This is a genomic window from Paenibacillus xylanexedens (assembly GCF_017874615.1).
GTDB lineage: Bacteria > Bacillota > Bacilli > Paenibacillales > Paenibacillaceae > Paenibacillus > Paenibacillus xylanexedens.
In genome coordinates this window covers 54,178-68,766 of sequence record NZ_JAGIKV010000018.1, presented here as the reverse complement: position 1 = coordinate 68,766, position 14,589 = coordinate 54,178, and the positions used below count along the sequence as shown (strand labels likewise).

Annotated in this window: 14 protein-coding genes; 11 read left to right on the top strand and 3 right to left on the bottom strand. The window is 46.3% G+C overall.

Going from position 1 to position 14,589, the window contains the following annotated elements; translation table 11 throughout:
* Window positions 1-22: 22 nt before the first annotated feature.
* Complete coding sequence (locus J2Z28_RS21445) at window positions 23-2,341, bottom strand: ribonucleoside-diphosphate reductase subunit alpha (RefSeq protein WP_074093315.1); 2,319 nt, start codon at window positions 2,339-2,341, stop codon at window positions 23-25.
* A 773-nt stretch (window positions 2,342-3,114) separates the two neighbouring features.
* On the opposite strand from J2Z28_RS21445, the gene J2Z28_RS21440 reads away from it, so the two are divergent.
* Window positions 3,115-3,441, top strand: coding sequence for an MTH1187 family thiamine-binding protein (locus J2Z28_RS21440; RefSeq protein ID WP_017690882.1), 327 nt, complete (start codon window positions 3,115-3,117; stop codon window positions 3,439-3,441).
* Window positions 3,442-3,624: 183 nt separating this feature from the next.
* Here J2Z28_RS21440 and J2Z28_RS21435 read toward each other — a convergent pair whose 3' ends face one another.
* A complete protein-coding gene (locus J2Z28_RS21435; protein WP_211084210.1) occupies window positions 3,625-4,029 on the bottom strand; it encodes a hypothetical protein in 405 nt (134 codons plus the stop codon).
* Window positions 4,030-4,188: 159 nt separating this feature from the next.
* On the opposite strand from J2Z28_RS21435, the gene J2Z28_RS21430 reads away from it, so the two are divergent.
* The 7 genes from J2Z28_RS21430 (at window position 4,189) to J2Z28_RS21400 (ending at window position 10,072) form a co-directional block, all read left to right on the top strand.
* Window positions 4,189-4,536, top strand: coding sequence for a putative periplasmic lipoprotein (locus tag J2Z28_RS21430; RefSeq protein ID WP_211084209.1), 348 nt, complete (start codon window positions 4,189-4,191; stop codon window positions 4,534-4,536).
* Window positions 4,537-4,819: 283 nt separating this feature from the next.
* Window positions 4,820-4,924: a hypothetical protein gene (locus tag J2Z28_RS21425; RefSeq protein ID WP_017690880.1), complete on the top strand. Its 105-nt coding sequence runs from the start codon at window positions 4,820-4,822 to the stop codon at window positions 4,922-4,924.
* Between the two features lie 43 nt (window positions 4,925-4,967).
* The gene (locus J2Z28_RS21420; protein ID WP_017690879.1) at window positions 4,968-5,075 is read left to right on the top strand and encodes a hypothetical protein; all 108 of its coding nucleotides are present in this window, start codon (window positions 4,968-4,970) and stop codon (window positions 5,073-5,075) included.
* 263 nt (window positions 5,076-5,338) lie between these two features.
* Window positions 5,339-5,650, top strand: coding sequence for a hypothetical protein (locus J2Z28_RS31315; protein WP_244988454.1), 312 nt, complete (start codon window positions 5,339-5,341; stop codon window positions 5,648-5,650).
* 1,142 nt (window positions 5,651-6,792) lie between these two features.
* The gene (locus tag J2Z28_RS21410) at window positions 6,793-7,389 is read left to right on the top strand and encodes an RNA polymerase sigma factor (protein WP_211084208.1); all 597 of its coding nucleotides are present in this window, start codon (window positions 6,793-6,795) and stop codon (window positions 7,387-7,389) included.
* Window positions 7,386-8,369 (top strand): anti-sigma factor, encoded by a 984-nt coding sequence (locus J2Z28_RS21405; RefSeq protein WP_211084268.1) that lies wholly within the window; start codon window positions 7,386-7,388, stop codon window positions 8,367-8,369. The genes J2Z28_RS21410 and J2Z28_RS21405 overlap by 4 nt, the downstream gene beginning before the upstream one ends.
* Before the next feature lie 191 nt (window positions 8,370-8,560).
* Window positions 8,561-10,072 carry an HD domain-containing phosphohydrolase gene (locus J2Z28_RS21400; protein ID WP_127551160.1) on the top strand — a complete coding sequence of 504 codons (1,512 nt, stop codon included), beginning with the start codon at window positions 8,561-8,563 and terminating at the stop codon, window positions 10,070-10,072.
* Between the two features lie 4 nt (window positions 10,073-10,076).
* Here J2Z28_RS21400 and J2Z28_RS21395 read toward each other — a convergent pair whose 3' ends face one another.
* Entirely contained in the window at window positions 10,077-10,730 is a 654-nt protein-coding gene (locus J2Z28_RS21395) for a phosphatase PAP2 family protein (RefSeq protein WP_211084207.1), read from the bottom strand.
* Window positions 10,731-10,970: 240 nt separating this feature from the next.
* On the opposite strand from J2Z28_RS21395, the gene J2Z28_RS21390 reads away from it, so the two are divergent.
* From J2Z28_RS21390 to J2Z28_RS21380, 3 genes are all read left to right on the top strand, one after another.
* Window positions 10,971-12,386 carry a sensor histidine kinase gene (locus J2Z28_RS21390; RefSeq protein WP_211084206.1) on the top strand — a complete coding sequence of 472 codons (1,416 nt, stop codon included), beginning with the start codon at window positions 10,971-10,973 and terminating at the stop codon, window positions 12,384-12,386.
* A gap of 208 nt (window positions 12,387-12,594) precedes the next feature.
* Entirely contained in the window at window positions 12,595-13,752 is a 1,158-nt protein-coding gene (locus tag J2Z28_RS21385) for an MFS transporter (RefSeq protein ID WP_244988453.1), read from the top strand.
* A gap of 50 nt (window positions 13,753-13,802) precedes the next feature.
* Complete coding sequence (locus tag J2Z28_RS21380; protein WP_017690871.1) at window positions 13,803-14,483, top strand: oxidoreductase; 681 nt, start codon at window positions 13,803-13,805, stop codon at window positions 14,481-14,483.
* Window positions 14,484-14,589 lie beyond the last annotated feature (106 nt).

Genomic DNA, 14,589 nt, shown 5'->3' with positions numbered 1-14,589 from the left:
TAAAACGTAACTTGCGTAAAAATCAAGATTCTTCAATCGTTAATGCACGGCTACGAACATAATAAGTTGATTTCATGCCGGCTCTCCAGGCGTGCAGATGCAATTCCAGGAATTCTGTTGCTTTAATATCTGGTCGAACGTAGAAGTTGAAACTTTGTCCCTGATCGACGTGGCGCTGACGGGCAGCCGCCATATTAATGGAAGCATGTTGGTCCACTTGGAACGCCGTTTGGTAATAAGGGCTTGTTTTTTCGGACAGATCCGGAGCCGGATTGGCAATTTTGTAAGTTGTTTTCTCTTCATAAGATAACAGCTCATAGAGCGGATCAATACTAGCCGTTGAACCGGCAATAATGGACGTGGAACCGTTAGGTGCAATGGCGAACAACCAAGCATTACGTACACCGTTTTGTCGTACTTCGGCTTGCAGTTCTTTCCACTGTTCGGTTGTCACGAATTCACCTACACGCTCACCTGATGTGTACTCGCGTTGGTCGAAGTAATGACCACTTTCCCAATCGGAACCTTTGAATTTCGGATAATGTCCTTTTTCTTTGGACAGCTCCATACTGGATTTCACGAGCAGGTAGTTAATTTTTTCATACAGATTATCGTTATACGTTACCGCTTCGTCAGACTCCCAATGAATGCCTTCGAGAGCAAGCAGGTGGTGAAGTCCAAACGTTCCCAGACCGACTGCGCGATATTGGCTGTTGGTATATTGGGCTTGCAACACTTCAATGTTGTTAATGTCGATAACGTTGTCCAGCATGCGCACCTGAATTGGAACGAGACGCTCCAATACATTATGAGGTATAGCACGTGCCAGATGGATGGAGTTCAGGTTGCAGACAACAAAGTCGCCAGGCACTTTGGAAATCACGATGCGAGTTTGTCCATCCTTGGTTACGAGTTCTTCCTTTTCAATCACAGTGGCAGACTGGTTCTGCATAATTTCGGTACACAGGTTGGAGGAGTATACCATACCGTGTGCACGGTTAGGATTCGAGCGGTTAACCGTATCCCGGTAGAACATGTATGGCGTACCTGTCTCCAGTTGGGATTTCAGTACGCGCTTCATGATGTCAATCGCCTGTACTGTAATCCGGGACAGCAGTGGGTGATTCACCGCTTCTTCGTATTTATCACGGAACGCACCTTCGCCAAAGGACTCATCATAGAAATCTTCCAGTCCGAGTGCACGACCATTCTCGTCCTTCCAGCCCATCACTTTCTTTGTTTCGTGCGGACAGAACAGGCTCCATTCGCCGCGAGTGGATACCCGCTCCATGAACAAGTCAGGCAGACAGATGCCGTGGAATACGTCATGTGCACGCATACGCTCGTCACCGTTGTTCAGCTTCAGATCGAGGAAAGCCAGAATATCTTTGTGGAAAACGTCCAGGTACACGGCAATGGCACCTTTACGCGTACCGAGCTGGTCTACGCTGACCGCTGTATTGTTTAGTTGGCGAATCCAAGGGATTACACCGGAACTTGTATTTTGGTGACCACGGATATCCGAACCACGAGCTCTGACTTTGCCGAGGTAAACGCCGATGCCGCCACCCATTTTGCTCAGACGAGCTACATCCGTGTTGGAATCGAAGATACCTTCGAGTGAGTCATCCACCGTATCAATGAAGCAGCTGGAGAGCTGTCCAGCTACTTTTTTACCTGCATTGGACATCGTAGGGGTAGCTGCGGTCATGTACATATTGCTCATTGCCCAGTATGCTTCTTTGACGAGATCCATACGTCTCTCGGCAGGCTCTTGGTGCATTAGGAACATGGCGATAACCATATAACGCTCTTGCGGCAATTCCATTACTTTTCCATCAAAATCGTGAGCGAGGTAACGTTCTGCCAGTGTGAGCAAGCCGATGTAATCGAAGAGCAGATCGTTGCGGTAGTCAATGCACTCAGCAAGTTCGTCGATCTGTTCTTTGGTGTAACATTCCAGCAATTCTTCGCGGTAGATACCTTTCTTCACGAGATCTACAAGAAGGGGATGGAATGCGCCATAAGGCTCGTCCGGGTAAGACTTGTATCTGCGGTTGGTAGCCGCTTTTTTGTAAAGGGAAGTGAGCAGGGAGCGTGCCGCTGCAAATTTCCAATTAGGCTCCTCTTTGGTTACCAGTTCCAGTGCGCTCATGATAAAAGCGTTGCTGATTTCGTCTCCGGTAACTTCATCACGGCGGAGCTTGCTGTTTACCCCACGTACCAGACGTTCCTTGTCCAGCATTTCCAGTCCTTCCAGAGTACGGTCGGCATATACCGAGATGCGCATATCATCAAAGGCAAGCTGGCGGTTGTTCGGCTTGGTCACAACTTGTGGCATGAATATTCCTCGCTTTCGCATGTTTAAGAGATAAATTGGAGAAATTCTTTATATAAAGAATTGAGTGTTGTCTTACGGTGAGAAAAAGGTAAAGGTTGATTTTGGCAGACTGAAACGGCGGTGACAAGTTCATGTCTTAAATCGCTCAACTTGAGGAGCACAAAATAGCACAATTCAGAACATGCTCATATAAAAAGCATTCTCCCGCCTCGCGGCTGAAAATGCCCATGGATGCTCTGTCTTCCTTACTGTCTTAGAAGTTCTGGATATCGACAGAAAAGGGTGCTTATGTAAGCTTTGGTCTATTGCAGATGTGCCTGTAGATTGAGGATACCGGATGCAGTCCAAACAGCCCCGTTAACCTCCGTGTCAACTCTGTTTCGAGAAAGCGATTTACACCTACAGGGACGTGCCTTTGGAGGTGATTTCATCCTGTTTTTCGCGAGATTGCAGAAGGTGACTATTAGAAGCGGAGAAATCTAGTGTTACTACATTTTGTAGCTGTCAACATACTGTAACCCAACATATTGTGTTTGTAAAGTGGGCAGAACCAGTAAAACGTAATTCCGAGTATACCATTTAAGCCAGGATTCCGCAAAGGAAAAGGACTGGAAGATTCGAAGATTTATCAAAAAAAATTTTTGACTAATTTGAATGACGTCATCACGTCAGTTTGAATTGTAACGCATTCAACTGGTAGAATAAAAATAGTCAAAAATCGACTAAAATTAGCGGCAGCGGTTGTTCACGGGGCCCAGAGGAGGCGGAGCAAAATGGCAATAGCAGAAGTGACTGTAATTCCAATCGGAACGGGTACAACCAGTCTAAGCAGTTATGTGGCGGACATGCAAAAGGTATTGGAACATCAACGGGGCATTACATATCAGTTAACTTCCATGAGCACCATTATTGAGGGACCGCTTAACGAGATCTTTACAGCAATTGCGGCTCTGCATGAAGCGCCGTTTTTGTCAGGAGCTCAGCGTGTTTCCACATCCGTCAAGATTGACGACCGTCGTGATAAACCGGATGCCTCAAGTATACAGAAGTTACAATCGGTTCAGGATAAACTGACGTCACTTCAGGCAAGACCTAACTAATGGTTTAGTATAAACATCCGTATATACGGTTATTCGGTATGTTATAAGTCATTAATTAAAGGTTAGATTGTGTCTGTCTGTGTAATTAACGTGAATTTCTGACATCTATAAAACTGAAAGACAAAAAAGACCAGCTTAACGTTCATTAAGCTGGTCTTTTTGTATACTCATTTAACATTTCAATTAATCTGCAATTACCAATGAGGCTCCAATCAACGTGGCGTTGGTGTAACCACCCCCAACATTTTCAAAAGAGAAGTTAGTAATTGGCGCACCGATAACCGTGGCATAATCACCATCAAGCAGATCTCCGGTCGTTGCAGGGTACAACGCTATAATATCGTTTCCGTTCTCATCCATGACATGAACGATAGAGAAAGTTGCTCCGAGAGAGCTATCTTCTTCAACGGAAATGACTTCCCCGTTAACTTGTACGAAAGTATTGTAATAGTTGGCTACATTTTTATTCAGATGACGGGTCGTTACATTGGAGTCAACGAGCCCCTGTACCTTTTTGCTTAGTTCTGCCGTAATGGCCGGGAATACATCGTTATGTTTACCAAAGAAATCATAAGATGCCTGCTCCATAAAGGCTGTGTCTTCTGTAATGTACGGAGTTAACTCATTAAAGAAATCCGCAGCTGATGCCGTAACAGATGAATTTCCAGTCGTTGCAGTTGGTGCTGTTTGCTCCAGAGAAGAAAAAATCCCAACCGATGGGAGGCACATTAGGAGAAATTAGACATAATGAAGAAACTTATTACGATTTTGGCATTAGCCACATTGCTTACTGCTTGTGGTAATTCAGAAACAAACACAACAACCAATAGCCAAGCGTCCGAAGCATCCAAGGCAACTGAAACTGTCTCAACAGAAGCAAAAGCTACGAAATACATTACATATAGTGGAGAAGGATTTTCTTTTGCATATCCTGAATCCTGGAAAAGCGTAGATACAATTCAAATGAATGCTCCATCCATTAAAGCTGCTTTTTCAGACCAATCTTCATCAGTCACATTTGCAGATAATATGAATCTGACGATTGAGGCCAGCTCAACCGGTATAAATAAAGATTTCAGTATTCATAATTACTAAAAAGGTAATTTATCTGTATTTAACAAGTTAAAAGCTAATAATATACCGTATTGGTATCCATTTTGAACGATAGTACATACATTTGGTTGATATAACCGTGGGATTTATTTATGACTTAAACATATTTGAACATAACATTCCGACTTAAGAACTAACCCTTTATGTAGGTGCAATTAGAGAATAATCTGTGGCAAAAGGAACTGCCCATTTTCGACCAAAGCCCGGTCCCATGTGTGATTAGTGCATATAGTGAACTGTACCTCAAATCAAAGGAGGGGTTTACATGAGTGGAGTAGTAGGTGGATACGGCGGCGCATGGACATCGACTGGCGCGATCTTGGTTCTCTTTATCTTGTTGGTCATCATCTCTAAAGCATTCTTGATCTAATAAACCGCTTGGACCCTAATATATTCGTAAAGGAGGGTTCTGCATGAGCAACGTAGTTGAAGGCGTAGGATACGGCGGCTGGACATCGACTGGAGCAATCCTGGTTCTGTTCATTCTTCTCGTAATCATCACTAAATCATTTTGGGTATAATATGACGAGCTCTGCCGGGCAACCGGTGGGGTTTTTTTTCTAAAGGACAAGCATGGTTGAGAGCCAGGAAGATAAGATAGCGTGTGGTTGAACGGAAGAAATGGTGGAATTCAAGTAATGGAATGACGGAGTATGCTTCGAAAATGGGGAAGGTACCTAATGGCTAAACGCCCATTTTATCAAAATGAGGGCAATAGCCCGGTCCAGAGGTAGGCTGAATACATAGCTTAGGGGTGTAGGCAAATGTTAAGGAGGAATGAACAATGAGCGAAGTAAAACCGAATTCACCGAACGGACAGGGACACGTATACGGACATATGGGAGGTTATGAGCATATGCAAGGATACCAATACACAGGTCATGAAATGCATGGGTATGGATATGGTTGTGGAACAATGCCAATGGGATATGGCTATGGATACGGACACCATGCCAATCAGGCTCCAATGATGCACGGTTATCAACAAGGTTGTGGAGTATCCTATGGTCAAGGCGGCGGAAGCTGGGGTTCGATGGGTACGATCCTCGTACTGTTCATCTTGCTGGTCATCATCTCCAAAACGATGTTTATCTAAGTATTTGTGAGTGCAAGGAGACTTTGCTGATCGTCGATCGTTGCGATAGGTGCTCTAAATAAACTCCTTTGAGTTCCATGTTGGGGCATAACGTACCTATGATTCAGAAAGGGACAGCGTAGGATTTCATCCTGCGGTGTCCCTTTTTATTAGAATTAAGTGAAGGAGCGTCGGGATTACTTTCTTTAACGAACTCCACAGACGCTATGCCATGCATTTTTGCCATTTCACAAGTTTAACGAATCGTAGACGTCTTATTATCTGTATCTGGGCATGTTTAGAGCCTATATTCATGAAGTGACATGGATTAACGTGGCTGAGATTCGTTAGATTTTACATAACATAGAAATCCTCAATATAAGGTGTACAGGATTCGTTAGCGCCTGGTGAGCGTAAACATTTGCTTTATAAGCCGGCGTTATTTGCACAATTGGAGAAGTAAGGAAGTAAGGAAGTAAGGAAGTAAGGAAGTAAGGAAGTAAGGAAGTAAGGAAGTAAGGAAGTGGGGGAACGGAAAAGTTTTAAAAGCAGAACCGAATTTATCTGGTTAGTCTGATAATGAAAGGAAGACTTTTCTCAATGAAGGAACAGTGTCCGACAGTCTGTAGATGTTGCTAAATTGAATATGTAGACATGGATAAACACCCGGAACCCAATTCCGGGTGCTTTGTGTATGTTTTCAATCTTCTCAAGAATAAGTGATATCCAAAACAACAAAAGCCCTACCTCTCTTTTGTCCTTGCGGCTCCGATGACCGCGCCAGTGTGAATGGGAACATCTTGTGAAACTCTGTACTACCGGGTTATTGTGATTCAGGTTCTTCAATCTTCATAGGTTAATTGTGCTTAAAGTTCGCTGCGGTCGCAGCATGAAGAAAATATTCCGGGGTTTAAAGAAGACAGAAATCATATGAGGTTGTTTAATACAACTCTTATAGTATACCACAGGTTGTAATTTTCTGCAATAAAAAGGAAAGCGCGACCAAAGCAACATGTTTTCGGACTGTTTGTATGTTAAAAAGTGAAAGGTTAGTTTGAAAAGATACAGAAAAAATTTCAAACTATTTCTTCATAGGGGTAATCCTCTTCAAAAGTTTCTGCGTAGGTTATAATAAGAGGGAAGAAACAGAAAGGGGCCCTCGCATGACTGAATCGATGGAGGACAGCAGGTTAATGCGGCAGATCGCGGAACGTGATGCTTCCGCACTGGAGCTTTTATATGACCGTTATGAGCGAGCGGTATATTCTTTTGCCTACCGGATTGTTGGCGATCCGATGACGGCAGAAGAGACCGTTCAGGAACTTTTCCTGCGGGTCTGGAATAATGCTGAACGTTACGATGCCTCACAGGGGAAGCTGACCACATGGATGTTTGCGATCACGCGTAACATTGCAGTGGATATGCTGAGGCGGAAATCAAAAGGGGCAGCGGCTACTTCAGTTGAACACGAGACACTGGCGGCCTATGCCGATGAGCATACGAACACGGAAGAAGAAGTGCAGCGAAAATGGGAAGGTACCCGGATTAAAGAGGCGTTGTCCCAATTGAACGGTGATCAGCAACAAGTTATAGAATCGATTTATTATGCGGGATTAACCCAGCAGGAAGTATCCAGCCGATTCGGGATTCCGCTGGGTACCGTAAAGAGCCGTGTCAGGCTTGCCATGCGACAGCTCCAAAAGTTGCTGGCCGATGCTGAATTGCATCCGGACGCGGGAAGGGAGGGCATACATCCATGATAGAACGACATGAGGAGTGGTCTGATCTGGCACCGATGTATGTGCTGGGCGGACTGGAAGCAGAGGAAGTGGCGGCGTTTGAAGCGCATATGGCAACTTGCGAACCTTGTCGCCAGGAGGTGAGGGAATTGCAGGAAGTGACTGGCTTCCTGCCACTTGCGGCGGAACCTGTAGCACCGCCGCCAGGCATGCGAGCACGTGTGCTGGGCAACGTGCTCGGACATGTGCAGGAGAGCGCCGAGGCGAAGCCAGCGGCTACTCCTGCAGAGCCTGAAGCACCCGTGGTGCTTCAGGAAGACCTTGCGCCGCAGCACGAACGTGCGGCGCAGCCCGGGCCAGGCTTGCCGCCGGTAACGGCGGTGCCTGCGGCCCGGGTGGAAGAGGCTGCCCAGGCACAGCCATGGCAGCCACAAGCGCGCGCGCGTGCGCGCAGCAGCAGCGCCTGGCGCATAGCCAGTGCCGGCCTTGCGGCCGCGGCACTGTTGCTGGGCGTGTACACGGCGCAGCTGCAGAGCAAGATCGACTCGCTGACGCAGCAAGCGGAGGGCTCGTCGGCTACGCAAGAGCAACTGGTGCAGGCACAGGCGCAGAATGCACAGCTGCAAGAGCAGCTGGCATCAGCACTGAAGCCCGCACAGGGCATGCAGACTGGCGAGGCAGTGAAGCTGAATCCTGCAACGCAGGACATTGTAGCTCAGGGTCTCGCAACCATCGTTATTGACAGCAAAGGCACTCACCTGGTTGTGCAGGCTGAGAACCTGCCGAACCTGGAAGGCAACGAGGCTTTTCAGGTCTGGTTGATCAAAGGAGATACCCCTCAGAATGCGGGTACTTTCCTTAGTCGTGACGGAACGGGAGCAGTATACTACACATTGGATTCGGCCAACGACTATGATACGGTTGCCATCACGCTAGAACCGGATGCAATGGGAGATGAGCCGCGCGGCACAATGATTCTGGCTGCCAAGATTAAAGGATAAATATAGGACATATTACCAAAGGCTGCTCCGTCGTGGAGTAGCCTTTTTGTGTTTTTTAGTTCTGATGCCCACCCATTGGATTTTATTAATTTTTTTAGTCGGAGCAACCGATAAACAAATAGAAGGCAATACCCTTAATCTCCCTGTGTCTCAAGGGAGAACTGGTTGCACATAGAGAGTGAGGGGTTCAGTTGGAAGCATACCGTTCATTTATCTTTCGCCTAATACGCAATTATCTGATCGGTTCACTGGCAGCTGTTTTTGTTGTCGGTACAGTAGTTATGGTATCTACTCTGCAAATACCCAATATTCAATTTGTTCGACTCATCTTCATTGTACTGATTTCACTCTTGTTCATGCTGGTTGCAGAATTAATTACGCTGTGGGTACAGCTTGGCCCCATAAGACAATTTTTCACTTCCGAGCATCACGAGAGAGACGAATTGAACCACATGTATGAGAAAATTCATCGTTTCCCGGGTCAGACCATATATCGGATCATGGGTCCGCACATGCTTGGCTTCTCACTTCCGGCAGCCGGATTAACATTATGGATGATATCCACAGGGTGGCTTGAATTTCCTTACTTCTATACTGTCGTGGCCGCTGCGTGTGCCTTTCTGATTGCCATCATGCATGCGCTGATTGAGTATTACCTAACGGTGCGGGCGATTAGACCCCTGTTACTTGAGATTCGTCATCGAGGCAAAGTCCAATACGGGATGGAACCTTCACTGGGAGGGCGCATCCTGGTATCGATCCAGCGTAAATTTCAGCTAAGTACGGCACTGATTGGCTTATTTCCTCTATTTCTATTTTTCCTGGCTACATATATCAGACTTCAGTATATGGACAGTGAATTTGCGAAAGAGTACATACTGTGGGGAATTCTCATCGTTGTTCTGGGCGCGGGGTTTGCGCTGGTGGGAAGCTGGCTGTTGATTCGTGATGTTCGTGATCCAGTTGCTGAACTGACGCATGAGATGAACCGAATTCAGGGGGGAGATCTTGGCAGACGAGCTCCGGATCTATATGCGGATGAGTTTTCGGCACTGATCTCCGGTTTTAATATGATGATTAATCGGCTGGAGATGAGACAGGAACGCAATCGACAGCTGTTGCAAAGTTATTTTTCTACGCTGGCTGCTGCTTTGGACGCCCGAGATAAGTACACGGCAGGACATTCCATGCGTGTGGCAGAGTATTCGCTGATGATTGGTAAGCTGAGCGGAATGAGTGAGGAACAGGCGGATTTATTGTACAAATCAGCCCTGCTTCATGATATCGGGAAAATCGGCATACCTGATGAGGTACTGCTGAAGGATGGAAAACTAAGCGATGAAGAATTCGCAATTATTCGGACACATCCCGTACAGGGAGAGAGCATTCTGCTTCAGATAGAACCCATTGATGCCATGGCGGATTTTCTGCCAGGTGTACGATCTCACCATGAGAGATATGATGGCAAAGGATATCCGGATGGGATGGCAGGCGATGAGATTCCGCTATTTGGCCGCATCATTGCGGTAGCGGATGCCTTTGATGCCATGACGTCTGATCGACCATATCGGAATGGGATGAGTCACGAGAAAGCGCTAACGATTTTGGAAGAAGGAAAAGGGACCCAATGGGACCCCTATTTTGCAGGTTTGTTTATTGATGAATGGAGACGACAACAGCATCTTCAGAAACCATCGAAGTGAGGGATCAGCTGATTCCCTCTGTCCACTTCGATTCTTTTCTGCGTCTCCGGTGTAGAGCGAGGCCAGTTATGATGGTGAGAACACATTCGCCGAGTATGACTGCACCCAAGGCGTCATAGATTACATGTTGTTTGATCATTAGCGTGGATACTATAATAGTTGCTGCCCCGGCGGCCACCAAAATCTTGATGGGTTTGCGAATGCTTGGAACCGAGAGAACGGCACGCATAACCAGATAAGAGTGAAGAGAATGAATACTTGGAAAACAATTATAAGGACGATCCTGGCTATAGAGCCATCCGAGAACAGATGCTCCCAGGCCTGTACCCGTCAGTTCCGGGCGCGGTACCATGGTCTGAAAGTTGAAGTAGATCAGATAACATATCCAGACACAGATATTCATGGATAACAAGACGCGGTAATACGTCAGGCGATCCTTGGCACACAGGTAAGCGAGCACACCGAATACAAACGGGTACCAGCCCAAATATGGAATGGACATGCCAGGCACGTAGGGAATGATCCGGTCAAGCGGCGAATCAAGCACTGCGAACCCGCGTTCTGGACTATTAAGAATATCATAGAAGAGCCCCATGACGGCCAAAGACAGCATTAAACTCAGTGACAGCCAATAGGATTTGCTTTTTAACAATTGCACAACATCTTTCTCCTTTCATTCATGTTCCAGAGGAACATGACCCCAGCAAATAACTAATTCAAATTTAAACAACAATATATTCTACTACGACCAGCGCACAAATTGAATCCTGATTTGTGTATTTTTGTGTATTTTTTTGACGAAGAAGGAATGTCGAAGCTTCAATGGGCATGATATGATAGAGACACATACGGACGAAGGTAATTTGGCCAGTAAAGTCGGTACAACAGGAGTGAGTTAATGCAATTCTCAAAAATGTTCGTATTGAATATGGGGATGCTTATTACCATTGCATATCTTGCTAGTGTGTTCTATAAATATGTCGTAATACGTACCTCTTCCCGAGTGAAGCAGGTCAGTTCCGTGCTTGTCCTTATATTTGCAGGCTGGATCAGTACGGTTTTTGGGTTTCAACTCACCGATGAAGTGGTCTTTGATCTTCGATATGTTCCTTTAATTGTTGCCGTTCTAACGTATAGACAACCCTATAGCATAATCATCGTGGGTATTGGAATTGGGCTATCGAGGCTGACTTTTGGCATCACGGATGCTACATTGGCGGCAGTACTTAACATGTCTATTTTGGGCGTGATATGTGCAGGTCTAAATATATGGATGAGACGCAGCAACTACAGGCTGATTATTAAAGGAATCCTTGTTACAGTTATCGTCAATGTGGTCAATAGTGTAAACATTGCTATCGTTGGCGTGATCCCGGCTACATACTTTTTTTCACATATTATGCCTTATACACTCCCTACAGGCATTGTATTAAGCCTTATTTTTGCATTTATTTTACGTGATTTTCAGAATGAACAGAATCGAATTTTGCTGATCCAGAGTACAAACCGGCTATTGTCTGTGCAAAAGGAGGAGTTACAGAAAGCCCAGATTGTACTGGAGGATCGAGCGAAACAATTGATGATTGCCTCACAGTACAAATCCGAATTTCTCGCCAATATGTCCCATGAACTGCGTACACCACTGAACAGTGTCATTAACTTTGCCCAGATGATCAGCGAGAATACCGACACGATGGATCAGGAGGATATTGTACGTTTTGCCAATATGATCGACCACTCCGGGCAGGAACTACTTACGCTCATTAACGATATTCTGGATCTCTCCAAAGTAGAAGCGGGGCGGCTGGATATTGTACTGGAGGATATCAGTGTCGCACAACTTACAGAAGATGCCATGAGCCACTTTCAGCTTGTTGCCGAGAAAAAAGGTATTCTGTTGGTTCTGGACAAAAAACAGGGACTGCCCGAGACGCTCTGGTCTGATCCCCAGCGGGTTCAACAGATTTTGCGGAATCTGATGTCCAATGCCATCAAGTTCACTCACCGAGGGAAGGTTACGCTGACCGTAAGCACCAAGCAGACTAAGAATGCAGGTATTCAGAATCGATGGCTTATTTTCTCCGTTCAGGACACAGGCATTGGCATTTCTGAGGACAAGCATCATTCCATATTTGAAGCATTTCAGCAGGCTGACGGGTCGATTAGTCGAAAATTTGGCGGTACCGGACTTGGCCTGTCGATCAGTCGGGATTTAGCGAGACTACTGGGGGGATCGATTGAACTTGAGAGCACTGAAGGTAAAGGAAGCACCTTCCATCTCTATCTCCCGTTGAACCGGGAAAAAATGAGTTGACAACCTTCGCGCCGTGAGTACAATTTGGGATGACAACTAGCATCGGCCGGCATTCGAAACCCGGTCTAAGGAGTGTATTCCCATACAGAAGACGGTCAACGTTAACCCTCTCCCGTTAGATAGCAAACCACGGCGCAAGGGTTCGACACAACGCACTAACTTATCGATTGCAACATGGGAGGGCGTACCGGCAATTATTTTACAGACATTGCTGGGAGGCCCGTTCTTAACCGGGTTTCTGCTGTACCTTGGGGCCGGGTCGAGACATATCGGCTTTGTGCTCGCGATTACGACGTTCGTAAACATTGCCCAAATCGGAGCAGCTTACTGGATGCAGCGTATTCGCAGCCGAAAACGCATGCTGCTGTTATTTGTGGGCACTCATCGCATCTTATGGAGTGCAACGGGACTGATCCCGTTTATTTTTCCCAAAGAGTGGTGGGTAAGCGTATATATTGCTGTATATACGGTTGCTTTTATATCGAATACCATCGGCGGTATGATCTGGACTTCATTGATTGGAGACATTGTACCTGCCAAGGTCAGGGGACGCTATTTCGGTATTCGAAATACGATTCTGAATGCTCTTGGAAGCGTATGCTTATTCGCAGGCGGTATTGTTTTGGACCGTTACCCCGGAGACATGGGTTTTCTAATCCTGTTTATTCCGGTGTGGATATGTGCGATTGCCAATACAGTCATCTATTTTTTCTATCCGGACGTTCCCTTTGAACGTTCTACCGAAAAGGTTTTCTGGCGGATGTTCATCAAGCCGTTCCAGGATCGTTCTTTCCTGAAAGCAACGCTGTTCCTGGCTGTCTGGTTATTGATCCAGACCTTGATTGTTCCGCTCTATTCCTATGTTATGCTGGACTTATTGAACATTAATTATCAGACTGTATCCCTGATCACGGTAGTCCAGACGCTGGTTATGATGGTCGGTTTCTATGTCTGGGGCAATCTGAATGCCAGATTCAGCAACAAAACCCTCCTATTTTGGACATTGCCAGTCATTGCACTCTCCTGTCTGTCGTGGGGGTTAATGTCGTTCATGCCCGTATTGATCGCACTATTTCTATCTCATATCTTCCTTGGGATCGGTGTAGGTGGATTCAATCAGCTGGCATTTAACTTTACGATCGGAGATACACCCAAAAGTGAAAGACCGATGTTTGTCGCGGTGTATTCGGCTCTGACGGGAGTGACCTCATTTCTTGGGCCGCTGATGGGTGGCTGGTTGTATGAAAAGATGGAAACCTGGTCCGATGCATTGGCCTGGGTCTCTGCCTACGGATTTCAGGTGGGGGTTGGTGTAGTAATGCTGATTCTTACATTTACCCTTGGACGTCGTGTACTGTTAAAATAGAAACTATGACGCATGACTTAATATAACGATGGCGAAGTGGAGGGATGTATATGAATCGTCTCGAACGGAAAGCCATGGTGATTGGAGCAACGGGGCTTGTAGGCGGATTACTGGTTCATCATCTGCTGGAGCACTCGGCATACAGCCTGGTTCGCGTTTTGGTTAGACGTCCACTTGAGCTGCAACATCCCAAACTGGAACAGCATGTAGTGGACTGGGAACAGCTGGAGAGCCAAGATCAATTATTCGATGGAATCGATGACCTGTACTGTTGTTTGGGTACAACGATCAAAAAAGCAGGCAGTCAGGAGAGTTTCCGTCAGGTGGATTACCATTACCCGGTTCGTGCAGCTACCATTGCGAAGCAGCATGGAGTATCACAGATGCTGGTGATCTCCTCCATGGGAGCGAGTGCAGGTTCCCGTGTCTTTTACAGTCGGACCAAAGGGGAAATGGAGGGTGCATTGTCCGATATCGGTTTTCCGTCATTGCATATCTTCCGCCCTTCCTTAATTCTGGGAGATCGAAACGAGAAGCGGTTCGGTGAGCAGATGGCTGCCTATGCCATGAAGTTTCTGGATCGCTGGATGAAAGGCAGAGCGGACAAATACCGGGCGGTCCACGCCGCAACCATTGCACAGGCCATGACAAATATTGCACTGGTGCAAGCCGAGGGAAACCATGTGTATTCAAATGAAGTCATTCATGTCCTTGGTGTGGACGGGGGCTAAGAAACCTTTGAACGAGCTGTTTGCTTCATGTGGCTAGTGATGAGCGTTTCTCGCTTGAGGTAGATCGTGGTATAATAGGCAACAAAAATGAGTTCGAACCCTGACT